Annotated in this window: 24 protein-coding genes, 2 tRNA genes and 1 riboswitch; of the genes, 8 read left to right on the forward strand and 18 right to left on the reverse strand. The window is 66.8% G+C overall.

Annotated features, from left to right (window positions below; all coding sequences use genetic code 11):
- Positions 1-14: 14 nt before the first annotated feature.
- From cobU to B047_RS0109250, 11 genes are all read right to left on the reverse strand, one after another.
- Positions 15-569 (reverse strand): bifunctional adenosylcobinamide kinase/adenosylcobinamide-phosphate guanylyltransferase, encoded by a 555-nt coding sequence (gene cobU, locus B047_RS0109200; protein WP_018466668.1) that lies wholly within the window; start codon positions 567-569, stop codon positions 15-17.
- Positions 562-1,113, reverse strand: coding sequence for a histidine phosphatase family protein (locus B047_RS0109205; RefSeq protein ID WP_018466669.1), 552 nt, complete (start codon positions 1,111-1,113; stop codon positions 562-564). The genes cobU and B047_RS0109205 overlap by 8 nt, the downstream gene beginning before the upstream one ends.
- Entirely contained in the window at positions 1,110-2,573 is a 1,464-nt protein-coding gene (locus B047_RS0109210; RefSeq protein ID WP_018466670.1) for a cobyric acid synthase, read from the reverse strand. The genes B047_RS0109205 and B047_RS0109210 overlap by 4 nt, the downstream gene beginning before the upstream one ends.
- Positions 2,566-3,561: a pyridoxal phosphate-dependent aminotransferase gene (locus B047_RS0109215; RefSeq protein WP_018466671.1), complete on the reverse strand. Its 996-nt coding sequence runs from the start codon at positions 3,559-3,561 to the stop codon at positions 2,566-2,568. Before B047_RS0109215 ends, B047_RS0109210 begins: the two co-directional genes overlap by 8 nt.
- On the reverse strand, positions 3,554-4,450 hold the full coding sequence (gene cbiB / locus B047_RS0109220) for an adenosylcobinamide-phosphate synthase CbiB (RefSeq protein ID WP_026234764.1): 897 nt from the start codon (positions 4,448-4,450) through the stop codon (positions 3,554-3,556). The genes B047_RS0109215 and cbiB overlap by 8 nt, the downstream gene beginning before the upstream one ends.
- On the reverse strand, positions 4,447-5,097 hold the full coding sequence (locus B047_RS0109225) for an adenosylcobinamide amidohydrolase (protein ID WP_084784979.1): 651 nt from the start codon (positions 5,095-5,097) through the stop codon (positions 4,447-4,449). The genes cbiB and B047_RS0109225 overlap by 4 nt, the downstream gene beginning before the upstream one ends.
- Positions 5,098-5,109: 12 nt before the next feature.
- The gene (gene cobO, locus B047_RS0109230; protein WP_018466674.1) at positions 5,110-5,691 is read right to left on the reverse strand and encodes a cob(I)yrinic acid a,c-diamide adenosyltransferase; all 582 of its coding nucleotides are present in this window, start codon (positions 5,689-5,691) and stop codon (positions 5,110-5,112) included.
- Positions 5,688-6,017, reverse strand: a complete 330-nt coding sequence (locus tag B047_RS0109235) for a hypothetical protein (RefSeq protein ID WP_245533731.1) — start codon at positions 6,015-6,017, stop codon at positions 5,688-5,690. Before B047_RS0109235 ends, cobO begins: the two co-directional genes overlap by 4 nt.
- Positions 6,018-6,020: 3 nt before the next feature.
- Entirely contained in the window at positions 6,021-6,764 is a 744-nt protein-coding gene (locus B047_RS0109240) for an ABC transporter ATP-binding protein (protein WP_018466676.1), read from the reverse strand.
- A 61-nt stretch (positions 6,765-6,825) separates the two neighbouring features.
- Positions 6,826-7,884 (reverse strand): FecCD family ABC transporter permease, encoded by a 1,059-nt coding sequence (locus tag B047_RS0109245; protein ID WP_018466677.1) that lies wholly within the window; start codon positions 7,882-7,884, stop codon positions 6,826-6,828.
- A gap of 8 nt (positions 7,885-7,892) precedes the next feature.
- Entirely contained in the window at positions 7,893-8,759 is an 867-nt protein-coding gene (locus B047_RS0109250) for an ABC transporter substrate-binding protein (RefSeq protein WP_018466678.1), read from the reverse strand.
- Between the two features lie 141 nt (positions 8,760-8,900).
- Positions 8,901-9,069: riboswitch (cobalamin riboswitch) on the reverse strand.
- A 91-nt stretch (positions 9,070-9,160) separates the two neighbouring features.
- Between B047_RS0109250 and B047_RS0109255 the strand changes: the two genes are divergently transcribed.
- The 3 genes from B047_RS0109255 to tsaE all read left to right on the forward strand — a co-directional run bounded on the left by B047_RS0109255 (position 9,161) and on the right by tsaE (position 11,094).
- Positions 9,161-9,247: transfer RNA gene (locus tag B047_RS0109255), tRNA-Leu, on the forward strand.
- Positions 9,248-9,399: 152 nt separating this feature from the next.
- Entirely contained in the window at positions 9,400-10,635 is a 1,236-nt protein-coding gene (locus tag B047_RS0109260) for an RtcB family protein (RefSeq protein ID WP_018466679.1), read from the forward strand.
- Between the two features lie 33 nt (positions 10,636-10,668).
- Positions 10,669-11,094, forward strand: coding sequence for a tRNA (adenosine(37)-N6)-threonylcarbamoyltransferase complex ATPase subunit type 1 TsaE (gene tsaE / locus B047_RS0109265; RefSeq protein ID WP_018466680.1), 426 nt, complete (start codon positions 10,669-10,671; stop codon positions 11,092-11,094).
- Positions 11,095-11,457: 363 nt separating this feature from the next.
- Here tsaE and B047_RS17910 read toward each other — a convergent pair whose 3' ends face one another.
- On the reverse strand, positions 11,458-11,796 hold the full coding sequence (locus tag B047_RS17910) for a hypothetical protein (protein ID WP_157205874.1): 339 nt from the start codon (positions 11,794-11,796) through the stop codon (positions 11,458-11,460).
- A 132-nt stretch (positions 11,797-11,928) separates the two neighbouring features.
- On the opposite strand from B047_RS17910, the gene B047_RS17615 reads away from it, so the two are divergent.
- On the forward strand, positions 11,929-12,606 hold the full coding sequence (locus B047_RS17615; protein ID WP_018466682.1) for a M23 family metallopeptidase: 678 nt from the start codon (positions 11,929-11,931) through the stop codon (positions 12,604-12,606).
- On the opposite strand, the gene B047_RS0109285 is transcribed toward B047_RS17615, so the two are convergent.
- From B047_RS0109285 to B047_RS0109295, 3 genes are read right to left on the reverse strand one after another with little or no spacing between them, the layout of a single operon-like run.
- Positions 12,563-13,714 carry an MFS transporter gene (locus B047_RS0109285; RefSeq protein WP_018466683.1) on the reverse strand — a complete coding sequence of 384 codons (1,152 nt, stop codon included), beginning with the start codon at positions 13,712-13,714 and terminating at the stop codon, positions 12,563-12,565. The two genes, B047_RS17615 and B047_RS0109285, sit on opposite strands and share 44 nt — an antisense overlap.
- Complete coding sequence (locus tag B047_RS0109290) at positions 13,711-14,190, reverse strand: cupin domain-containing protein (RefSeq protein ID WP_018466684.1); 480 nt, start codon at positions 14,188-14,190, stop codon at positions 13,711-13,713. Before B047_RS0109290 ends, B047_RS0109285 begins: the two co-directional genes overlap by 4 nt.
- A 52-nt stretch (positions 14,191-14,242) precedes the next feature.
- The gene (locus B047_RS0109295) at positions 14,243-14,746 is read right to left on the reverse strand and encodes a metal-binding protein (RefSeq protein ID WP_018466685.1); all 504 of its coding nucleotides are present in this window, start codon (positions 14,744-14,746) and stop codon (positions 14,243-14,245) included.
- Positions 14,747-15,353: 607 nt separating this feature from the next.
- Between B047_RS0109295 and B047_RS0109300 the strand changes: the two genes are divergently transcribed.
- The gene (locus B047_RS0109300; protein ID WP_026234766.1) at positions 15,354-15,848 is read left to right on the forward strand and encodes a CarD family transcriptional regulator; all 495 of its coding nucleotides are present in this window, start codon (positions 15,354-15,356) and stop codon (positions 15,846-15,848) included.
- Between the two features lie 99 nt (positions 15,849-15,947).
- On the opposite strand, the gene B047_RS0109305 is transcribed toward B047_RS0109300, so the two are convergent.
- A tRNA-Asn gene (locus B047_RS0109305) sits at positions 15,948-16,023 on the reverse strand.
- Positions 16,024-16,181: 158 nt separating this feature from the next.
- Between B047_RS0109305 and dnaB the strand changes: the two genes are divergently transcribed.
- Together dnaB and B047_RS0109315 are read left to right on the forward strand one after the other, a co-directional pair.
- Complete coding sequence (dnaB, locus tag B047_RS0109310) at positions 16,182-17,519, forward strand: replicative DNA helicase (protein ID WP_018466687.1); 1,338 nt, start codon at positions 16,182-16,184, stop codon at positions 17,517-17,519.
- Between the two features lie 64 nt (positions 17,520-17,583).
- Positions 17,584-19,305 carry a VanW family protein gene (locus B047_RS0109315; protein WP_018466688.1) on the forward strand — a complete coding sequence of 574 codons (1,722 nt, stop codon included), beginning with the start codon at positions 17,584-17,586 and terminating at the stop codon, positions 19,303-19,305.
- Between the two features lie 47 nt (positions 19,306-19,352).
- Here the strand turns inward: B047_RS0109315 and bshB1 are convergent, their stop codons facing one another.
- Positions 19,353-20,039 carry a bacillithiol biosynthesis deacetylase BshB1 gene (bshB1, locus tag B047_RS0109320; protein WP_018466689.1) on the reverse strand — a complete coding sequence of 229 codons (687 nt, stop codon included), beginning with the start codon at positions 20,037-20,039 and terminating at the stop codon, positions 19,353-19,355.
- A gap of 103 nt (positions 20,040-20,142) precedes the next feature.
- Here bshB1 and B047_RS0109325 point away from each other — a divergent pair, with 103 nt between their 5' ends.
- On the forward strand, positions 20,143-20,760 hold the full coding sequence (locus tag B047_RS0109325; RefSeq protein ID WP_018466690.1) for a hypothetical protein: 618 nt from the start codon (positions 20,143-20,145) through the stop codon (positions 20,758-20,760).
- Positions 20,761-20,845: 85 nt separating this feature from the next.
- Here B047_RS0109325 and plsY read toward each other — a convergent pair whose 3' ends face one another.
- A complete protein-coding gene (gene plsY / locus B047_RS0109330) occupies positions 20,846-21,466 on the reverse strand; it encodes a glycerol-3-phosphate 1-O-acyltransferase PlsY (protein ID WP_018466691.1) in 621 nt (206 codons plus the stop codon).
- Positions 21,467-21,485: the final 19 nt, after the last annotated feature.

Genomic DNA, 21,485 nt, shown 5'->3' on the forward strand with positions numbered 1-21,485 from the left:
AAATCCCAAGCCAATCACTTGAGCCTCAAGGGAAGACCCGCGACCATCAGGTACACCGCAGCGGCCTCACGGGCTAGGCGGGCGTTGGCAAAACCCAAGAGGTCGCGATAACGCCGGGCCAAAGGGTTCTCGGGGACGATGCCCATGCCCACCTCGTTGCTCACCACCAGCAAGTGCTTTCCGATCTCCCGGCGCGCATCCAGCAGTTCCTCGAGGTAGGGGATGAGCGCTTCTACCCTCTCCACCGGCTCCGGCTGGCGCAAGAGCAGGTTGGAGACCCACAAGGCGAGACAGTCCAAGAGCACCACCTCGTGGCGGGCCTGGCGCAAGGCGGCGCTCAGGTTCAGGGGCTCCTCGAGGGTCTGCCACTCCCGCGGGCGCTGGGCCCGGTGCAGCGCGATGCGCTCTTGCATCTCCTCGTCGAGGGCCTGGGCGGTCGCGATGAAGCTCACCCGCCCAGCGCCCAGCCTGTGGGCCTCTTCCTGGGCGAAAGCGCTCTTGCCCGAGCGCGCCCCACCCGTGACCAAGGTGAGCCCAGCTTCCGCCGCCGCGGGGACCCCGTCAGCCATCCAGCCCCTCCTCAGCCCGCACGAAGCGCACCCTGCGCCCAGTCCAGTCGAGCCCCACCACCGCACAGGGCGGCAGGAAGCGGTCCTGCTCGAAATCCCGCAGCAGCAAGCGCAACACGCCGCCGTGGGTGAAGGCCAGGTGCCGCCCTGGGGGAAGCCCCTCGAGGAAGCCATACACCCTCGAGCGCATCTGGCCGATGGACTCACCCCCCGGAGCCTCAAACCCCTCGAAAGCGAGCAGGGCAGCCTGGTGGGGCTCGGCCAGCTCGGCCCATTTCAGGCCCTCGAGCCTGCCGAAATCCAGTTCGCGCAAGGCCGAGAGCCGCCGCTGAGGCTCAGCATAGGCCAGCCGGGCGGTCTGAACGGCCCGAGAGAGGTCCGAGGCCACCACGCTGTCGAAGGGCTCGGCGGCGAGGAAGGGGAACAGGGCCCTGGCCTGCGCCTCACCCCGCTTGCTCAGGGCCACGTCGCTCCAGCCCGTAAGCCGGCCCTCCGCGTTCCAGAGGGTCTCGCCGTGGCGCACCAGCCAGATTTCCACGCTCATGAGCCTCCCTCCGAAATCAGCTTATCCAACACGCCAGGCTCCAGGTGGGCCTCGAGGAAGTCGGCCAGGCGCTCGAAGGTGTCCTCGAGCCCAGGGGCTCGGCCACCGAAAAGGCGCTCCTGCACACCCTCATTCTCGAACAGACCGTGAAAGTAAACGGCCAGCAGGTTGCCCTGGGCATAGACCAGGCTGCCCTCACCCGTCCGCCCGTGCCGGATCTCGTACCCCTCGAGCTCGAGGCCCGACAAGCGCGACCAGTAGCCCTCGAGCCTAGGCTCCGACGCCAACCGGTCGCCAGAGCGATTCCCCGAGGGAAACCTCAAGGTGATGCGGCGCTGGACCTTCTCCCGCACCCACACCGTCTCGTAGGGGAAAAGCCCCAACCCCCGCACCGAGCCCCCACCTACCCCACTTCGCGGCGATAGCGGCGCCTCCAGGCCCTCCGGGTCGTGCAGGACCGCGCCCAGCATCTGCAAGCCACCACAGATGCCCAAAAGGGGCCTACCCGAGCGGTGGTGGGCCAGGATGGCCTCCTCCAAACCCTGCGCGCGCAGCCACTCGAGGTCGGCCCGGGTGTGCTTGGAGCCCGGCAGCACTAGCAGATCGGCCCCGACCAGCTCTCGCGCGCTTTTGGCCCAGAGCAGCCGCACCCCCTCGAGGTGCTTCAGGGGCTCGAACTCGTCGAGGTTGGAGGCGTAAGGGTAGAGCAGCACCGCCACCGTGAAGCCTTCGCCCCTGACGCGGCCCTCGAACACCCCGTCCTCCTCGGGCAGGCCGTGACCACTCCAAAAGGGCAGCACCCCCAGCGTGCTCACGCCGGTGAGCTCGCGCATCCGCTGGGGTCCGGGAGAGAGCAGGCTCGCGTCGCCCCGGAACTTGTTCAGCACAAACCCAACCACCAGGGCCTGCTCCTCGGGCTCCAGCAGCGCATAGGTCCCGTAGAGGTGGGCAAAAGCGCCACCCCGGTCGATGTCGGCCACCAACAAGACCCGCGCCCCGGCCTCCCTGGCCACCCGCATGTTCACGATATCCGGCTTGAGGTTGATCTCCGCCGGGCTGCCCGCCCCCTCGAGGATGAGGAGGTCGAAGTCCTCTAGCAGCGAGTGCAGGGCTTCACGCACCACCGGCCACAGCCTTTCCTTGCGCTCGATCCAGGGTAGCCTCGAGAGCTCGAGGTCGGGCCGACCCAGCAGCAGCACCTGGCTCTTCGTGTCGGCCTCCGGCTTGACGAGCACGGGGTTCATGCGCACTTCCGGTTCCACGCGAGCGGCCAGGGCCTGGAAGTACTGGGCGCTGCCCATCTCGCCCCCCTTCACCACCCGCGCGTGGTTGCTCATGTTCTGAGCCTTAAAGGGCGCAACCCTCAAGCCCCTTCGGGCATAGGCGCGGCACAGGGCGGTCACCAAAAAGCTCTTGCCCGCCCCGCTGGTGCAGCCCTGGACCATGAGGGCCTTAGCCATAAAGCACCTCCCGCAAGCCTTCGAGTAGCGCCTGCCGGGCCTCGGGGGCCTGAGCGGAGAGCCTGAGCCACTCGGGCAGCCCAAATGAAGTGCCGTCGCGCACCCGCACGCCCTGAAGGCGCAGCGCCCGCGCCACGAGGGTGGCCTGCCCCACCCGCACCAAGAGGAAGTTGGCCACCCCCTCGCGCACCTCCAGACCCAGTTCCCGCAAGCCCTCGGCCAGTTCGCCGCGCCAGCGCCACAGGGTCTGGCGGGTGACCTCGAGCCAGTCCTGCGAGGCCGGCTGCAACACCGCCCGCAAGAAAGCTTCGCCGTGCACCCCCAGCACCCAGGAGGGCGCGAGGTTGCGGAAGTGGGTAAGGTCGTGGGGAGCCAGCAGGTAGGCCGCCCGCACCCCGGTCAGGCCATGGGCCTTGTTGGGGCTGTACAGCCGCCAGACCCCCTCGGGCAGCGAGGGCGGGTCCTGGGTGAGGGCGTGGTAGGCCAGGTCCAGCACCAAAGCCACCTTCCCCCGCTCAGCCCGGTGGGCGGCCTCCTCGAGGAAGGAGTAAACCTCACCCGTGGGGTTGTTGGGCACGCACAAGAAGGCCAGGGTGGCCCTGGGCAAGAGCTCGAGGAACTCCCGCGAGCTTTGGGCCTGCAACAGCGGCAACTCGGCAGGCTGGGCGGCGCGGGCGTACTCGGAGAAGGTGGGGGGCAGGATGAGCATGGGGCCCCTGAGCCAGCGCCAGCGGACCAGGCGGTGAATCAGCTCGCTGCTGCCCGATCCCACCGCCACCTGCTCGGGACTCACACCGTGATGCTGGGCGATGGAGCGGTGCAACTCGGTGTAGAGCGGGTCGGGGTAACGGCTGGGGTCGGCGGAGCGGATGGCCTCGAGGGCGAAGGGATCGGGGCCTAGAGCGTTGGCGTTGGTGGAGAAGTCGTAGCGGGGTTCAGGGCCGCTGTCGGTCCCGCCGTGGATGGGCCGGAGCACGTCGTCAAGCATGAGCCACCCTCCCCAGCTCAAAGAGGGCGAAGACCAGCCCCGCCCCCCAGCCGGCTCGAGCCGTCCAGCTCAACCCCAGGGCGAAGTCCCGCGCCGTGGGGCGGCGGCCTTGGGGGTTGAGCACGTACACGCCGGGCTTGCCCAGCCGCACCCCCAGCCCCAACGCTAAAGCCGCCATAGGCCAGCCCGAGTTGGGCGAGGGGGTCTGGCGGGCCTCGGCGGCCAGGCCACGCAGGCTGAAACCAGGGCGACACAGCCACAACACCAGGGCGGTGAGGCGGGCGGGTAGCCAGCTCAGCAGGTCGTCGGCGCGGGCGGCAAAGCGGCCCGCCCACTCCCACTCGCCCCGGTAACCCCACATGGCGTCGGCAGTGTTGGCAAAGCGGTAGAGGGCCGCGCCCGGCAGGCCCAACAGCAAGAACCAAAAGAGGGGAGCCACCAGGGAGTCCGAGAGGTTCTCGCTCAGCGACTCGAGCGCCCCTTCGCGCACTTCGGCCTCGTCAAGGCTGCGGGTGTCCCGGCTGACGATACGGCTCAAGCGCCATCGGCCCTGCTCCAAGCCCTCCTCGAGGGCCTCCTCGACGTACCTGGCCTCCTCCAGCAGCATCCGGAAGGCGAAGAGCGGCTTGAGCAAGCACGCGCCCAGGATGGCACCGGCCCAGAGCGGCAAGGGGGCGATCGAGCGCTCGAGGGCGCCATAAACCAAAACCACCAAGGCAGCCCCCAGCAGCCACCCCGCGGTCCCCAGGGCCAAGGCAGCACGGGGAGGCTGCTCCGTGAGCCCCCGCCCCGCCCACCGTAGGTAGTGGCCCATCCAGACCACCGGATGCAGCTTCGCGGGTGGCTCGCCGAAGCGCCAATCCCATAGCAGAGCCAACAGCACGCTCACAGGCCCTCCGCTGTCGCGGGGATTGCGTCAAGCAGTGCCGCCGAAAGGGCCCCATCTACCGCCCGGCCCAAAGCCCGCCCCGCCGGGGTCACCGCCCCGCAGTAGTCCTGCTTTGGGCCCTCCAGCAGGGCCACGCTTACCGTGTCGGTGCTGGTGCCGGTGGCGGGGTAGCCCTCCCGCGTGGTGCGCCCCCGCAAGCAGCGGGCCTTGACCTCACTGACGATCTGCACCGCCTCCACCATGGCCGCCTCGGCCAAATCGGCGTGGAGCACCGCCAGCACGTTGATGGTCCCCGGGCGGGAGAGGGCGAGGGGGGAAAGCCCCGGCGCGGCGAGGTTGCCCAGCCCCGCGGTGAGCCAAACCTGAACCCGCACCCCACCCTCCTCCGCCGCGGCGTAGGCGTGAGCGGCCACGTCCACCGCGGTCAGGTGGGCCACGCAGACACCTGGGGGAAGACCCAGCCCCTCCAGATCGGCCCGGACCACGCCCCCCAAATCTGGAGGGCAGAAGTCCTTGGGTACGGTGCGGTTCACCAGGTAGCGGCTATAGCTGAGGCCACCCCGAAAGGGGGCGCTCGAGAGCACCCGCCGCGAAGCACCTAGATCCACGATGAGGGTCCTGTCGCGCAGGGTCATCTTCGGCCACATAGCCCCTCTTCCCTAATGCTCGATCCCCCGCTGAGCCGGAATCCCGGCGTCGAAGGCGTGCTTGAGCTTCCTGACCTCGCTCACCGTGTCGGCCAACTCGATCAGGGGCTCGGGGGCGCCCCGCCCGGTGAGGACCACCGTGACGTTCTTGGGCCGCTGACGCAACGCCTCCAGAACTTCCTCGAGCGGGATCCAGCCGTAGCGGATGGGATAGGTGATCTCGTCGAGCACTACCAGGAAGTACTCTCCCCCCAACACAGCCTCCCTGGCGCGCTGCCAACCCGCATAGGCCAGGGCCGCAGAGTGCTCCAGGTCCTTCGAGATCCAGCTAAAGCCGTCCCCCAGGCCCTCGATCTCCACCCCCAGCTTGGCGAGCGCCCGGTGCTCGCCGAAGGCCGCCCCCGCATGCTTCATGAACTGGAAGACACGCGCCGTGTAGCCGCGCCCCACCGCCCGCAGCACCAGCCCCAACGCGGCAGTGGTCTTGCCCTTGCCCTCGCCGGTGTTCACGATGACCAGCCCCCGCCGCCGCCCGCTGGGCTTGCGGTAGGGTTTTTCGGTCTTGACCTCTTCACGCCAGTCCTGCGCCATCATCCCTCCAACCAGGCGTACAGGGGCGTCTCCACGAACTCCGGCTCGCAGGCGTAAAAGCGCAGCCCCGGCAGGCTCAGCCCCTGGGCGTCGAAGCTGAACTCGAGCAGATCTACGGGCAGCGCGTACACCAGCGCCTGAGCCAGCGCGACCCCTTCCCGCGCGAGCAGGGGTCCGTAGGGGCCCCTCTCGCGTAGCACCACCAAGTAGCGCACCAGGCAAGGCCCGTCCTGCGAACGCACCCGGCGCACCTCGCCCAGGTCCAACAGCAGCAAGCGCTCGGTCACCTTGAGGCTGCAACGGGTCAGGGGACTACGGGTCTTCAGCACGCCTCACCCCAGCAGCACCACCGGGCGCCCCTCGACCTCACGCACCCGCACCATCGGGCCATAGACCTGGTTGAGAAGCGCCTGGGTAACGATCGTTCTTGGCTCGCCCTCAGCCACGATGCGGCCTGCGCTGAGGAAGGCCACGCGGTTGGCCTGCAGGGCCAGGTTGGGGTCGTGCAGCACCGTGAGGATGCCGATGCCCCCCGCACGCAGGCCCGCCAGCAAGGCCACGAACTCGGCCTGGTGGTGCAGGTCGAGGTGAGCGGTGGGCTCGTCGAGCAGCAGATAGCGTGGCCTGGATGCCAGGGCCCGCGCCAGCAACACCCTCTGACGCTCCCCGCCCGAGAGCGTGGGCAACAGGCGGTGGCGGAAGGGTTGGGTCTGGGTCTGCTCCAGTGCCCACTCCACGGCCTCCTGGTCTTCCCGGCCCTCGCGCCCCAAGAGCCCTAAGTGGGGGATACGCCCCAGCCGCACCACCTCCTCCGCCGTCATGTCCTCGGGGTAGCCGCCGTTCTGGCTCAAGAAGGCCATGGTCTGGCCGCGCCGGTAGCCCATAACCCCCTCCAGTAGCTGGCCATCGAGCTCGACCCGCCCCGCGCTCGGCTTCAGCAACCCCGCCAGCAGCCGCAACAGCGTCGATTTCCCCGCGCCGTTGGGGCCCAAAAGGGCCAGCCACTCTCCAGGGCGCAGCTCGAGGCTGACTTCCGCAAGAACAGGCTTTCCCCGATAACCAAAAGTCAACCCCACAGCCCGCAGCCCCTCTGCGCCTAGCCCCGGGTACTTCGCGTCTTGGGTCTTGCGTCCGGCCCTAAGCACGCCTTGCCCTCCACAGCAAATACAAGAAGAAGGGCCCCCCCAGCAGCGTGGTGACTACCCCCACCGGCAGTTCGGTGGGGCGAGCCACCACCCGCGCCAGCAGGTCGGCCAGCGCCAGCAGCACCCCCCCGCCCAACGCGGAAGCGGGCAGCAGAAAGCGGTAGTCGCCGCCCACCAGCTTGCGCAGGATATGCGGGGCTACGAAGCCCACGAAGCCGATGATGCCCGCGTAGACCACCGCGATGGCGGTGAGGAGGGTGGAGAGGGCGATCAAGAGCAGGCGCAGTTGGGGCAGCGGTAAACCCAGCGTGCGGGCGGTCTCCTCGCCCAGCGCGAGCGCGTTGAGGGCTCGGCTCAAGCCCAGCAGCAGCGGCGAGGCCCCCCCCAGCGCAAGGGCCATCACCTCCACCCCTCGCCAGCCCATGAAAGCCAAGCTGCCCAAGGTGTAGCTGAACACCTCGCGGATGCGGTCGGAATCGAGCAACAGCACCAGCGTAGAGAGTCCAGTGAGGATGCTGCCCACCACCACCCCGGCCAGGATCAGGTCGTGGCTGCGGGCCGCTCCGCCCGCCAGCAGCAGCGTGAAAGCCACCGCCAACAGCGCGCCCACGAAGGCTCCGAAGGCGGCGAAGCCGGGTACGCTGGCGAAGAACAGCGCCCCGCCAAAGGCTCCCACCATCCCGGCAAAGCTGATCGAGAGCGTGAAGCCGAAGGCTGCCCCCGCGGCCACGCCCATCAGGTAGGGGTCGGCCAGCGGGTTGCGGAACAGCCCCTGGTAGGCCGCCCCCGCCAACCCCAGGGCCGCGCCGACCAGCACGGCCCCCAGCACCCTGGGCAAGCGCAGCTCGGTGACGATGGGGTTTTGCTGCAAGCCGACGAGGGCGCGGAAGACCTCGAGCGGTGCGATGCTCACCGCCCCCTGCCCCACCCCCACGATGAAGGCCAGAGCCAGCAGGAACAGAAGGCCGGCGAAGACCAGCAGGCGCCGTCCGCCCCAAGGCCCCCCCAGGTACCGAGGGGGCAGCGCGGCCCGCAGGGAAGCCCTCCGCATCTAAAGCCTCACTTCAGGTTGGGGTGGAAGCACTCGATCAAGAGCTTCAGCCCCTGGGCCACCCGCGGTCCTGGCCTCGAGAGCAGGTCATCCTGCTGCCCACTGAAAGCGCAGATCCGGTTGTTCTTCACCGCCGACACACTGGCCCACCCCGGACGGTTCTTGATCGCGGCCACCTCCGGGTGGGTTACCACTATCACCTGCGGATTCTTCTGCACCACCAACTCGGGGTTGATCTTGGGGAAGGGGCCCAATTCGGCGGGGATGATGTTCTGGCCCCTGGCCTTGCTGATGAGCGTGCCGATGAAGGAGGAAGGGCCCGCCGTGTAGGGGGTGGGGTCGATCTCGTAGTAGACCAGCGGGCGCTCGGAAGCTTTGGCCGCGCGGGTCTCGAGGGCGAACACCTCGGCCTGCACACGCGCCACCAGCCGCTCCGCCTCGGCCCTGAGGCCCAGCAGTTCACCGTAAGCCCGCGCCGTACGGAAGATATCGTCGTAAGTCTGGGGGTTGGTCACGTACACGGTGAGCCCGGCCCGCTCGAGCGCCTCCAGCAGCCTCCCCCGGCTGATGATCACCAGGTCGGGCTTGAGCGAGACAATGAGTTCGGGGTTGGGGTTGATGAATCCGCCCGCCTTGGGCAGGCCCTTCACCATCTCGGGCCAGTTGGAGAACTGGTCGGTGGCCACGATGCGCCGGCAGGCCGCCTCGGAAAGCGAGCAAATGGTCTCGGTGGCCGAGGGCAACATGCTCACGATGCGCTGCGGCGCTTTTTTCAGGGTTACGGAACGGCCTGCGTCGTCGGTGACGGTGCGGGGAAATTGGGCCAGAGCCACCGACAAGAGTAAGCCGATGAGAAAGAACAAACCACGCTTCATCCATGCCTCCTGAGCTCCTCCACGGGCACCCGGCCTTCACGCCGAGGTTGGGGCACAGACAATGCCCCTGCGGGAGCAGGGGCATCAAAAGCGGTGATTCCCCGAATACTCCCTCTTCGTGCGAGAGGTGTCTCCCTAGTCGGGTCGGGAGACTCCCTGGCAGGTATTCGGACTCGAGGCGGTGGTCTAAAGACCCCCATGCGCTCTCACCGTTGCGCGACAGTACCGGAATACACAGCTAGCTGCTTCACCGGTTTCCCCACTTTAAGCTGTGACTACGCGCCACAGCACCAGGGACTTTGGGCCGGGTTGTCTAGCCCTAGCGGGCTCAGGGGCCACACTACACCCGCCATGCCTCCTTGACAAGCCCAAGGCTGACTCCTAAACTGTCCTTTGCCTTCGCCGGGATGGTGGAACTGGTAGACACACTATCTTGAGGGGGTAGCGAGCGCAAGCTCATGCGGGTTCAAGTCCCGCTCCCGGCACCAAACATAGGAGCGATGCGTGCATCGCTCCTATACTTTTGGAGCCAGGTGTATTTCTGGCCGAAAGCTCCTTCATCCTGGCCCGCTCGAGCAGCGGGCTTTGTTCATACCCCGGATGAGGCAGTGCACAAACTGGCCAAAGAAAGGCCGCGATCATGAAAGTGAAAACCATGCGCCTCGAGGACGGAATCCCCGTATTCGGCCAGCACGATGCCCAGACCCTCGGGCAGCTTCGCGACGTGGCCAGCCGCGCCCAAAGGACCGCGCTCATGGCCGACGGGCACTTCGGCTACGTGATGCCGGTGGGTGGCGTGGCGGCGTACCGCGACAAGGTCTCGGTGGCCGGGGTTGGCTTCGATATCGCTTGCGGCAACGCCGCCATCCGCACCGACCTGAGGCTCGAGCAGCTCCAGCCCTACCTCGAGGCCCTCGCCGACGAGATCGCCAGCACCATCTCCTTCGGCCTAGGCCGTACCAACCGCGCCGACGACGCCCCCGTAGACCACCCTCTCTTCGAGGACGCCGCCTGGGAAGCCATTCCCGGCAAAGCCGAGCGCGAAGCCCTGCGCGAGAAGGCGAGAGCCCAGCTCGGCACGGTGGGCTCGGGCAACCACTACGTGGACGTGCTCGCCGACGAGCAGGGCCGCGTTTGGGTGGGCGTGCACTTCGGCTCGAGGGGTCTGGGCCACACCATCGCCTCGGGCTTCATGGCCCTCTCGCAAAACCGCCCCTGGGGCTCGAGGAACGCCGAGGTAGAAGCGCTGCTCGACCTCAACTCCGAGCTCGGCAAAGCCTACTGGGCCCTCATGAACCTCGCCGGGCGCTACGCCTACGTGGGCCGGGAGTGGGTGGCCCGCAAGGTGGTGCAGATTTTAGGCGGGCGGGAGCTCGAGCTCGTCCACAACCACCACAATTTCGCCTGGAAGGAGACTCACGGCGGTGAGGAGTACGTGGTCGTCCGCAAGGGCGCAACCCCCGCCTTCCCCGGCCAGAAGGGCTTCGTGGGCGGCAGCATGGGCGACGACGCGGTGATCTTGCAGGGCACCGTGAATGCCGACCCCGAGACCCAGGCCATGCAGGAAGCCGCGCTCTTCTCCACCATCCACGGCGCGGGCCGGGTGATGAGTCGCCGCCAGGCCCTGGGCAAGATAGACCGCAAGACCGGGAAGGTCCTGCGGCCCGGTCAGGTCACCGAGGGTGCGATGAAGAAGTGGCTAAAGCAGAAGGGCGTGATCCTGCGCGGCGGCGGCCTCGACGAAAGCCCCCACGTCTACCGCCGCCTGCCGGAGGTGTTGAAGGCCCAGGGCAAGACCGTCGAGGTGCTGCACACCCTGCGCCCTTTGATCGTGGTGATGGCCGGAGCAAATGAATTCGATCCTTACAAGGATTGAGCTTGATCTCCCAAGCAGCGGTAAGCTACTTCAGTGCTGCTGAGAGACCTGGACGCGACTCGAGCCTTCGCCCGCAAGCTGGCCCAGGCCCTGCCTGAAGGGTCCCTGGTGCTGCTCACCGGCCCGATGGGCGCGGGCAAGACCACGCTGGTGAAGTTTCTGGCCGAGGCGCTGGGCTTTGGCGGTGAGGTGACCAGCCCCACCTACACCCTCATCCACGAGTACCCCACCCCTCAGGGCCCCATCGTCCACATCGACGCCTACCGCCTGGCCGACCAGGAGGAACTCTTCAGCCTGGGCCTCGAGGACTACCTCCCCGAAGCCCGCTGCGTGCTCATCGAGTGGGGAAAGCCCGAGGTCTTCCCGGACAGCCTCGAGGTGCGCCTGACCCCCCAGGGCGACACCCGCACCGCGGAGCTGATACCTCACGGCAACGCGCCTGCCATTCACGGCCTTTAGGCCGTCAGCAAAAAGCGGGAGGCTCGTGGTGAACCGCCGTCGAGGGTCGAGAGCCGAGGGTTAAGGCGTCTTGCATTTTGCGTTTTGCGTATGATACCGGATTCAAAAAGATACTCTTCAAAACCAAAACCCAGAGGCTATCTTTTTGAATCCCAGAGCACTCCCTTCGGTCGGGTTAGTTCGTCACCATTCGGTGACAAACTAACCCAATCTGGTATGACATACGACCCACGCCCGGCTATCGGCTACCAAGTATCGCAGCCTCAAAGATTCTCCCACAGGAACCCCAACAGCGCGTCCCACGCCTGTAACGACTCCCGGTAGGCCGCCGACCCCTCGCCCTGCTTGCGCAAGGTCTTGCGGTTAATTAAGAAGCCGTGGGCGCTGTTTAAACCAGGAGCCGGTAAGGCTGCTGGCGGGCCTCGGGGGCCTTGGCGAGCGCCCGGGCCTGCAAGATGAGCACCGGCACCGAAGGGGGAGCTTCGCGACCGCGCCCAGCCCGCGGAAGCTCTCAGGCCGGGACTGCGGGCCGTCGCCGTAGGTGCGACGGGTGAGTGCGTCGTTGCCAAGCTGGCCGGCGCGCCGCAGGTAGGCGTACCAGGCGACGTCGGCCACGCCGTAGGCGAAAACCAGGGCCTTGATGCGGTCCATGCGGGAGGCCGCCAGCACGTCGTCGACCTCGCCCTTGGCGACCCCGACCACCCCCTCCAACCCGTCCTCGCCCCGGTAGCTGTAAGCCGGGTGGGCCCCCGGAGGTGGGAGACCCAGGCATTGTGCCCCAACGCCCTCTGGGCTTCACTATTCTCGCCCGGAAAACGCTACCCTCGTAGGATAATGCGCCTGTTGTTGCTCAGCCTGTGCCTTCTGCTGTCCTCGGGCGTGCTGCTCGAAGAGTCCGCGGCCGAACCCCCGCAGGCCCCCGCGCCCACCATCCCCGAAGCCCAGGAGGAGCCCCAGCCCCCGCTGTGGGATCCCTTCACGGCCTATGCCCGCATGTACAGCCTGCCACCCGACGAGGAGATCCTAATGCCAGTGCATGGGGTGCGGGTGCGCCAGGTGGCCGACACCTTCGGAGCACCCCGCTCTGGCGGGCGCCAGCACGAGGGGCAGGACATCTTCGCCCCCAGGGGCACCCCGGTCTATTCGGCCACCGAGGGCGTGGTGGTGCGGATGGGCTACGGGCAACTCGGGGGCAACTACGTCTACGTGCTGGGGCCGGGCGGGCGGCGCTACTACTACGCCCACCTCGACGCCTACGCCAAGGGCCTCGAGGAGGGCGACGAGGTCACGACCAGCACGGTGCTGGGCTACGTGGGCAACACCGGCAACGCCCGCACCACCCCGCCCCACCTGCACTTCGGCGTCTACGGGAGCTGGTGGAGCGGCGACGAGCGGGTGATCAACCCGCTGGTGCTGCTGCGCGACCGCGACTGGAAGACACTGAGCAAGGCGGGGGGCGCAAAACCCGCTACGAAGCCCTCGAACGCCCCAGCAGCCCGGCCAGCGCGGTGATGCACAGCGCCAGCACCGCCACCACCGTGAAGGAAAAGCGCAGCGAGCTGATCTGGGCGATCCAGCCGATGAGGGGTGGCCCGGCCAGGAAGCCGAGGTAGCCCAAGGTCGCTACCGAAGCCAGGGCCACGCCGGGGTGTACCCCCTCCACCCGGCCTGCCGCACTGAACACCAGCGGGAACAGCGTGCAGTAGCCCAGCCCCACCAGCACGAAGCCCAGCAACACAGGAACCGGGCCCTGAGCCAACAGTGCCCCGCCCAGCCCCGCCGCCGCCAGCAAGCCGCCCAGCCGGGCCAGTCGAACCGGGCCGAAGCGGTGGGTGAGCCAGTCTCCGCCGAGGCGGCCTGCCACCATCGCCAGCGAGAAGGCCGCGTACCCCCAGGCCGCCAGGGCCTCGCCAGTGCCGATCACCTCGCGCAGGTAGACCGCGCTCCAGTCGGCCATGGCCCCCTCCCCCAGCCCGGTGCAGAAGATGATCACCCCCAGCCCCAGCAGCACGGCGTTGCGGGGGATGGCGAAGCCGGGGGCGCCCGCCTCGAGTGTCGCCGCCAGCAGGTGGCGCATGGCCCACAGCAGGAGCAGGCTCGAGCCAAGCGCGCTCAGCAGGAAGAAGGCCAGCGGCCCCATCCCCACGCCCGCTGCCCAGCCCCCGAGCACCGCCCCGACCAACCCGCCCAGGCTGAAGAAGGCGTGAAAACCCGACATGATCGGCCTGTTGTAGGCCTTTTCCACCTCCACCGCCTGGGCGTTCATGGAGATGTCCATGGCGGCGCTGGCGAAGCCGAAGGCCAGCAAGATCACCCACAGCCACCAGGCGTTGAGAGCGAGGCCCAGCAGGGGCAGGATCAGACTGAAGGCGAAGGAGGAGCAGATCACCACGCTGCGGCTGCCCACTCGGGCGATGCTCCAACCTGTCACGGGCATCGCCAACACCAGCCCGATGGGCATCCCGGTGAGCGCCAGGCCCAGTTCTCCAGCGCTCAGGCCTAAGCTGGCCTTGATGGCCGGGATTCGGGCCACCCAGGCCGCCGTCACCAGGCCACACACGAAGAAAACGGTCGTAACCGCGAGCCGTGTGACAGGAAAGACCGCGAGGATGGCTTTCATGAGCGGGTCAGGCGCTCGATGAGGGCGCGGTGCTGGGGGTAGAGCCGGCTCAGGACCTCACGCTCGGCCAACTCAAAGTCGGCAAAGTCGAAGCCTGGAGCTACCGTGCAGCCCACCAGGGCATAGCCGCCCGGCGTCTCGACCGTCGCGCCGAACCAGCAGCCCGCCGGGACCACCCCCTGGAAGGACTGGCCCGCCTCGAGGTCCGGTCCCAGCCAGAGGGTGCGGTAGACACCCATCGGCTCGATCAGGTGGACCGTCAGGGGCTCGCCCAGATAAAAGTGCCACAGCTCGTCGGAGCTCAAGCGGTGCAGAGCCGAGAAGTTGCCGTGCTCGAGCAGGAAGTAAATTCCCGTCGCCACAGGGCGACCGTTGGGGAAGGTCTGGGCAGCGCGATAGGTTTCGGCGTAATACCCCCCTTCGGGGTGGGGCTTCAAGCCGAGTCGCTTGATCCAGTACTCAGCAGGGAGAGACACCTTGCGATTGTATAAGCAGACTGCCCCCCAATCCAGCACCCTCCCCTAGCAGCTATCGGCGCAAACGGCGCGGGAAGTCGGGCCAAATTCCGTCGGCGATGAGGTGGAGCCACTGAGAAACGTAATACCCCAGGGTCATTGCCCCCAGGATTTCACCCGGGGGTGCGCTAATGCGTCCTTGCAGCTCGAGCGAGGCCCCCCAATAGCGCAGCAGCCCATCTCCAGCCCACAGCAGCGCCCCTCCCAGCAGGAACAGGTACGCCAGGCGGGTCAGCGGGCCGATGAACCAAGTGTGGGACAGCCCGCGGTGGGAAAACATAAGCCCATAGGGGACCCAAATCCACCCCAGCAAGCCCCAGCGCCCCTTGGCCCGCACGTTTCGCTCGGCCAGGTCGAGGTCCGGGGTGATGAGGAAGGTCCCCACGCAGTAGCTCGCCACGAAAGCCAGCGCCGCGGAGTCCTCGAGGTCGAAGGAACCCTTGAAAGCCAGGTAGCCTGCGCTGCCCAAGCCCAAAGCGCAGAGGTTGATGGTCTCATGTACCCGACCCGACGGCACGAGCCCTAATATAGCCGTTTATCGCCATCCCACAAGGCCCATCGCCGCTCCCCTCCCACGCCCTTGATCTACCCCCCTGTCAGTTGCATACTCGAAGTACACAAGCGCTGCCGAAATCCCTCTACCGAGGGGTTGTTTTTTATGATTTCCGATCAAAGTCGAGATTTTGCGATGATTGTTGTCCAAACACCGGTTTCTCAGATTTGATCCTCGTACACCCGCGGGGCGGGGTACACAAATAATCCGTCCCGGACAAATTCTCGGCCACGTTTCTCCCTTTGGAGAACCAAGTACTCTCATACAAGGGGGCTTTTGTCATGGTATATTTATGGGCGTGACCGTGGTGCCTCGACTTGCCCACAACCGTGAGACAACGCTCGAGGTCACCTCGCAGGCGCTTCTTCTGCACAAAACCATCCGTCCTTGGGGATCGGGGATGCACGGCATCCTAGCTACCCCAACAATCCCCCAAAACGCATGCTCTCGAGCGCGGGTCATACCTTCCCCCCGCGCTGGTTTTTTGGGGGGATCGCCTGCGGGTGAATACCACGGAAAAACAGAGCCTCGCACCCACCAGCCCTCTGGGTGCTCACGAAAGGAGTCGTCGGTGAGAGAATATCGTCCTGGGGATAAGGTTGTGCTGCCGCCTTATGGCGTAGGTGTGGTCTCGGGAATCGCGCAAAGGACCGTCTCGGGCAGTGAACGTGACTACTATCAGGTGGACTTTCCCGGCACCCGCTCCAAAGCCTACGTGCCCGTAGAAGCCCCGCAGATCACCCGAATGCGCCCCGCGCTGGGCCCTGACGAGATTCCTCAGATCCTGCACCTCCTGCGTGAAGGTCGTCTACCCCTGCCCCGTCAGTGGGCCGCCCGCCACCGCAAGACCACTGAAATCCTGGCCGAGGGTGATCCGTACCGCATCGCCACCCTGGCTGGCCAGCTCAGGGCCTGGGACCTTGAGAAGGGCCTACCCGACCTCGACCGCCAGGCCTTCCGCCGGGCCATGCACCTCCTGGCCGAGGAAATCGCCCAGGTGATGGAGGTGAGCCTGGACGAAGCCCGCGCCCTCTTCGAGGATGCCTGGAGCGAAGAGTTGAATTAAGCTTCACCAGATAAGGCGAGAAGCCCCTGCATGGGGGCTTCTTTTTGTGGGGAAGCTCGCGCCATGAGCAAGCCCGAGGCCAATGGCCTCGGGCTGATTTGGCTCCACGGGCAGGACTCGAACCTGCGACCAATCGGTTAACAGCCGACCGCTCTACCGACTGAGCTACCGTGGAACGTGGCGCGATGGGTCGCGCTCAGCAGAGCGAAAGCCAATATAGCAAAGCCCCCTTCTCTTGGCAAGTGCACTCCCAAATCACGCCCGACTATTCTGGTCTTCAAAGTGGGCCTGTCAAGTCAGTAGACTGGGCTCCGCTCTTGAGGGCATTGCACTATGGAAGGTCGCATTCCTCCCCACAACCTCGAGGCTGAAGCCAGCGTGCTGGGTTCGGTGCTGCTCGACAGCGAAGTCCTGGACCGGCTCGAGGGCACCTTGAGCGCGGAGGCGTTTTACAAGGAGGGCCACCGCAAGATCTGGTTGGCCATGGAGCAGCTGCGCGCCCGCAACGAGCCCATCGACTTGGTAACCCTCTCCGACGAACTACGCACCCGCGGCGAACTCGACGAGGTAGGGGGCCTGTCCTACCTGGTGGGGCTGTCGGAGACCACGCCCACGGCAGCCTATGCCGACTATTACGCGCGGATCGTGGCAGAGAAGTGGACCCTGCGCAAGCTCATCCACGCCGCCGGAGAGGCCATGCGCATGGCCTACGAAGAGGCCGGGAGCCTGGAAGACATCCTCGATAGCGCCGGGCGCAAGGTGCTGGAGGTCTCGCTCCAAGGAGGCAGGAGCGAGTTCCAGAGCATGCGCGAGCTGGTGCACGAGACCTTCGAGCACATCCAAATGCTCTACGAGAACCAGGGCCAGACCGAGGGCATCCGCTGTGGCTTCCGCGAACTGGATGCGATGCTGGGTGGCTTGGGTCCGGGTTCTTTGAACATCATCGCCGCCAGACCCTCGATGGGAAAGACCGCTTTCGCCCTCACCATCGCCCAGAACGTCGCGCTGCGCGAGGGGCTAGGGGTGGCCATCTTCTCGCTGGAGATGCCGGCGGTGCAGCTCGTGACGCGCATGCTGTGCTCCGAGGCTCGCATCGACATGAACCGCCTGCGCCAGGGCCAGCTCACCGACCGGGATTTCTCTAGGCTCGTGGACGTGGCCGGGCGCATCTCCGAGGCCCCCATCATGATCGACGATACCCCGGACATGACCCTCATGGAGCTGCGCTCACGCGCGCGTCGCCTGCGGGCCCAGCAGAAGCTGGGGCTGATCGTCATCGACTACCTGCAGCTCATGTCCGGCCCCAACAACGGCAGGAACGCCGGGGAAAACCGCCAGCAGGAAATCGCCCAGATTTCGCGCGGGCTCAAGAACCTAGCGCGGGAGCTCGAGGTGCCCGTCATCGCCCTCTCCCAGCTCTCGCGTGCGGTGGAGGCCCGCCCCAACAAGCGGCCCATGCTCTCAGACCTGAGGGAATCGGGATCCATCGAGCAAGACGCCGACTTGGTGATGTTCATCTACCGCGACGACTACTACAACCCCCACTCGGAGAAGGCCGGCATCGCCGAGATCATCGTAGGCAAGCAACGCAACGGCCCCACCGGGACCGTAGACCTGCAATTCCACGCCCAGCACGTGCGTTTCAACGATCTGGCCAAGGACGAGATCTGATTTTGGGGCAATTCCGTGTGGGGTGATGTTTGAGCGGTTTCGGGTTTTCTATGATGGAGGTGTTGTGAGGGGCTTGCGCTGGGGTGCACTGAGCGTGCTGGGCTTGCTGCTGGTGGGCTGGGGCGGCTTCGAGCTGCGCTACGCCGGGCGGGTTTACCCGGGAATTACGGCGGCGGGTGTGCCGCTCGGCGGGCTGAGCCTCGAGCGGGCCATTGCTCGAGTAGCCGAGGCCACGCAAAACCTGGAACCCCCCGTCCTCAGCATCACCGCCAGGGATCGAACCATCCAGATCGCGGCCTCGGAGCTGGGCTGGCGCCCCGATCCTGAAAGCACCGCAGAGGCCGCGCTGGCGGTGGGAAGGAGGGGGAGCCTGGCCCGTCGGCTGAGCGAGCGCTTCGAGGCCCTGCGCCACGGCGTGAGCTTGCCGCTGAGGGTAAAGGTGGAGCAAAACACCCTCCGAAGCCGCCTCGAGGCCCTGGCCAACAGCGTCAAGCAGCCTCCCCGCGACGCCAGGCTGGTGACCGAGGGCGGGGTCTGGGTGGTCAAGCCCGAGCGACCGGGCTTCGAGTTCGACCTTTCGGAAGCCTTGCTGGCCTTCGAGCAAGACCCCACCCGCACCCGGCTCGAGCTCATCCCCAGGGTCCTCCCCGCCAAACTCCTCAAGGAGGACCTGCAACCCCTGGCCGAGCAGGCCAACGCGCTGCTGCGCCCCCTCGTGCTGGTCTACAACACCGGCAGCCAGGTCTATAGCCGGGGAGTCTCGAGGCAGGAGCTGGCCTCCTGGATTGGCTTCGCCCAGGGCCAGATCGTGGCCAACCGAAGCGCCATCCAATCCAGTCTGCGCCGGGTAGCGCGCGCCTTCGACCGCGATCCAAGCGACGCCCGCTACGTGCTGCAGGGGGAGCAGCTGGTGGTCAGGCCCGAGGAAGCGGGCTGGAAGCTCGACCAGAAAGCCGCGCTGAACCTGCTCGAGGCCGCCCTCTTCGACCCCCGTCGCAGCGGGGTCAACCTGCCGGTTATCCCGGCCCATCCCAGGATCCGGGCCGCCGAGCTGCCGCCGGTTGAGGGCCTCGAGCTCCTGGCCGAAGCCAGCACCTCCTTCAGGGGCTCGAGCGCGGAGCGAGCCGCCAACGTGGCGGCGGCAGCCCGCAGCCTCGACGGCTACGTGGTACCCGCGGGCGAGGAGTTCAACTTCAACCGAGCCGTAGGCGACATCAGCCCGGAGAGGGGCTTCAAGGAAGCGCTGGTGATCTCGGGTGGACGCACGGTGAAGGGCGTGGGGGGTGGGGTCTGCCAGGTCTCGACCACGGCCTTCCGGGCGCTGTACCAAGCCGGCCTGCCCGTCGTCGAGCGCAACCCGCACGCTTACCGGGTGCACTGGTACGACCCCATCGTCGGCTACGACGCGGCGGTCTACCAGCCTTACCTGAACCTGCGCATGAAGAACGACACCCCCGGCCCTCTGCTGGTGCGGGCCAGCGTCCAGGGGGGCGTCGTGCAGGTGCAGCTTTTCGGGATACCCGATGGCCGTAAGGTCACGGTCTCACCGCCCGTCATCCTCTCCCGCACCCCTCACCCTCCCCCGCAATACGTGGTGGAGCCCAGCCTGCGCCCCGGCCAAATCAAGCAGGTCGACTGGGCCGTCGACGGCTACCGCACCCGCATCACCCGCACCGTCGTGCGGGCCTCGGGCGAAGTCAGGGTGGACTACCTCGACTCCAACTTCCGCCCCTGGCGGGCGGTGTACCAGGTGGGGCCGGGCACCGAAGTGGGTGATAAAAGCTGACCCCTTCCCCACCAAAAGGGTCCGTGCCGTGGCTCGTACTGTAGGGACTATTCATGGTACCAGGGTGTCGTCAGCAAGGGCAGGGGGCTCACCAGGGGCTCGGCGTAGCCCACCCCCAGGTAGTTGCCCCATTGCCGGCGCAGGGCCTTGCGGGCCTCCACCCCGGCCAGGCTCACCGTCTCCGAGACAACCTCGCCGTAGAACTGGCTGCGGTGGGCCAGCACCGAAGCCTCCCAGGTGTCGATGTGCTGCGAGATGTCCACCAGCAGGCTGGGAGTGGCGGGGTAATTGCCGGGGTAGAAGAACAGCCTCGAGACCCTATGTGGCCGCCCCTCGAGCGGAGCTCTGAGCAAAGCGGCGAAATGCACCGCGCCGCGGCACAGCCGGTGGGCACCCACGTGGTCGGGGTGGCGGTCGGCCTCGTGGGGCGCGATCAGCACCGCCGGGCGCAGTTCCCGCAAGGCCGTGGCCAGTGCGGCAACCTGATCAGGGGCATCGGTGAGGGATCCGTCGGGCAAGCGCAGGTTTCCCCGGTAATCCAGGCCCAGGATGCGGGCGGCCTCGGCCGCCTCCGCCAAACGCTGCTCGGGCGTGCCCTTGGTGCCCATCTCCCCCAGGCTCAGCTCGAGGATGCCCGTGCTCAGGCCCTCGGCCTTAGCGCGAGCCAGCGTGCCCCCACAGCCCAGTTCCGCGTCGTCGGGATGGGGTGCGATCACCAGCAGATCGAGTGACACGCTAAGGGTTATACCAGAATGGCGGGCAATTCAGCGTTTGGGCTCGAGGGATATGAACGATCGCTCAGGACCGCGCTTCTCATCTAGCGCTAGGATGTAGGGTATGCAGGCTACGGTTAGCGTGGGCATCGCCGAGGTTGAGCGGCTGATCTCCGAGGGGCAACGCTTGCAGCGACGACTGGGAGAGCTGGGAGAGGTGTTACGCCAGACCGCCCTTCAGCTCGAGCAGGGCACCCCGGCCCAGGCGGGGGTGACCACCCAGTTGGTGGAGGTCTCGAAGTTGCTGGAGGGCTGGTACAGCCAGGCCGAGCGACTGCTGGGCCGCAGCCCCGACGAACTGGTGCTGCCGAAGGTGATGGAGGCCTTGTACGGGCATAAACACCAGCTCGAGCTGGCCCAGATCCGTCAGCAGGCCCTCGAGGTGCTGGAGGAAATCAGCGCCCTGAGCTACCAAGGCTCCGAGGAGTTTCTGCCGCTTTCGGGCCTTCAGTTTGACGCCCTGAGCCTGCTGCGCGACATCCAGACCGCCGCCGTCCCCGGCGAAACCGCCCGCGCCCTGGCTGCTGGAAAACACCCCTACAACGCCCTGCTGCGGCTGGCCCTCGAGCCCTCCCTCTCCAACGAGGAGTGGCTATCCCTGCTGCAATACCTCAGCCAGGAGCTGGGCAGCGAGCTGGCCGTGGCCGCCGCCCGCCGTCAGCTGACGCGTTCAGGAGGGTAGTTGCTGAAGAAGTCGAAGCACCAACAACCAAGGCGCTTTGCGCCTCGCGTACGACGTAGGAACACGACCCCCAGGCGCCTTGTGCTTAGCTCGAGGGCTGAGCCGCCGGGGCTTCGGGCTGTACTTTTTCCCCAAAGCGTCGCTCGGTACCTGCTTGCAGGCGGCGGTAGTTGTCGCGGTGGGTCCAGAAGATCAGCAGGGCCAGCAGGGCCAGGGTCGCGATCTCCCACCAGGGGCGGCCCAGGGCCAGCGCGATAATCACCGCAGACACAGCCCCCACCATGCTGCCTGCCGAGACGTAGCGGGTCAGCCAGATCACGCAGAGGCCGATGGGCAGGATCATGAGGCCCACCAGGGGATCGAGCACGATGGTGGTACCCATGCTGGTCGCTACCCCCTTACCCCCCTTGAAGCGCAGGAAGAGCGAGTAGTTGTGGCCCAGCACTGCCGAGACCGCCACCAGCCCCAGTTGCAGCCCTTCCAGGCCAAATAGCCGCCCGATTAGCAGCGCGATACCGCCCTTGAAGATGTCGAAGAAGGCCACCACCAGGGCAGGCCCCCATCCCAAAGTGCGCAGGATGTTGGTGGCTCCGGTATTTCCCGAGCCTACCTTCTGGATATCCACGCCATAAGTGCGGGCTATCCAGGCCCCCGCGGGAATGCTGCCGAAGAGGTAGGCAAGCAGTGCGATGACCAGGGTTTCCACAATGCTCTATTTTAAAGGC

The organism is Calidithermus timidus DSM 17022 (assembly GCF_000373205.1).
GTDB lineage: Bacteria > Deinococcota > Deinococci > Deinococcales > Thermaceae > Calidithermus > Calidithermus timidus.

Bases quoted from the DNA above. Each gene is read 5' to 3' on its own strand.
- cobU (WP_018466668.1), bottom strand. From the start codon at position 569: ATGGCTGACGGGGTCCCCGCGGCGGCGGAAGCTGGGCTCACCTTGGTC.
- B047_RS0109205 (WP_018466669.1), bottom strand. From the start codon at position 1,113: ATGAGCGTGGAAATCTGGCTGGTGCGCCACGGCGAGACCCTCTGGAAC.
- B047_RS0109210 (WP_018466670.1), bottom strand. From the start codon at position 2,573: ATGGCTAAGGCCCTCATGGTCCAGGGCTGCACCAGCGGGGCGGGCAAG.
- B047_RS0109215 (WP_018466671.1), bottom strand. From the start codon at position 3,561: ATGCTTGACGACGTGCTCCGGCCCATCCACGGCGGGACCGACAGCGGC.
- B047_RS0109225 (WP_084784979.1), bottom strand. From the start codon at position 5,097: ATGTGGCCGAAGATGACCCTGCGCGACAGGACCCTCATCGTGGATCTA.
- cobO (WP_018466674.1), bottom strand. From the start codon at position 5,691: ATGATGGCGCAGGACTGGCGTGAAGAGGTCAAGACCGAAAAACCCTAC.
- B047_RS0109245 (WP_018466677.1), bottom strand. From the start codon at position 7,884: ATGCGGAGGGCTTCCCTGCGGGCCGCGCTGCCCCCTCGGTACCTGGGG.
- B047_RS0109250 (WP_018466678.1), bottom strand. From the start codon at position 8,759: ATGAAGCGTGGTTTGTTCTTTCTCATCGGCTTACTCTTGTCGGTGGCT.
- B047_RS0109260 (WP_018466679.1), top strand. From the start codon at position 9,400: ATGAAAGTGAAAACCATGCGCCTCGAGGACGGAATCCCCGTATTCGGC.
- B047_RS17615 (WP_018466682.1), top strand. From the start codon at position 11,929: ATGCGCCTGTTGTTGCTCAGCCTGTGCCTTCTGCTGTCCTCGGGCGTG.
- B047_RS0109285 (WP_018466683.1), bottom strand. From the start codon at position 13,714: ATGAAAGCCATCCTCGCGGTCTTTCCTGTCACACGGCTCGCGGTTACG.
- dnaB (WP_018466687.1), top strand. From the start codon at position 16,182: ATGGAAGGTCGCATTCCTCCCCACAACCTCGAGGCTGAAGCCAGCGTG.
- B047_RS0109325 (WP_018466690.1), top strand. From the start codon at position 20,143: ATGCAGGCTACGGTTAGCGTGGGCATCGCCGAGGTTGAGCGGCTGATC.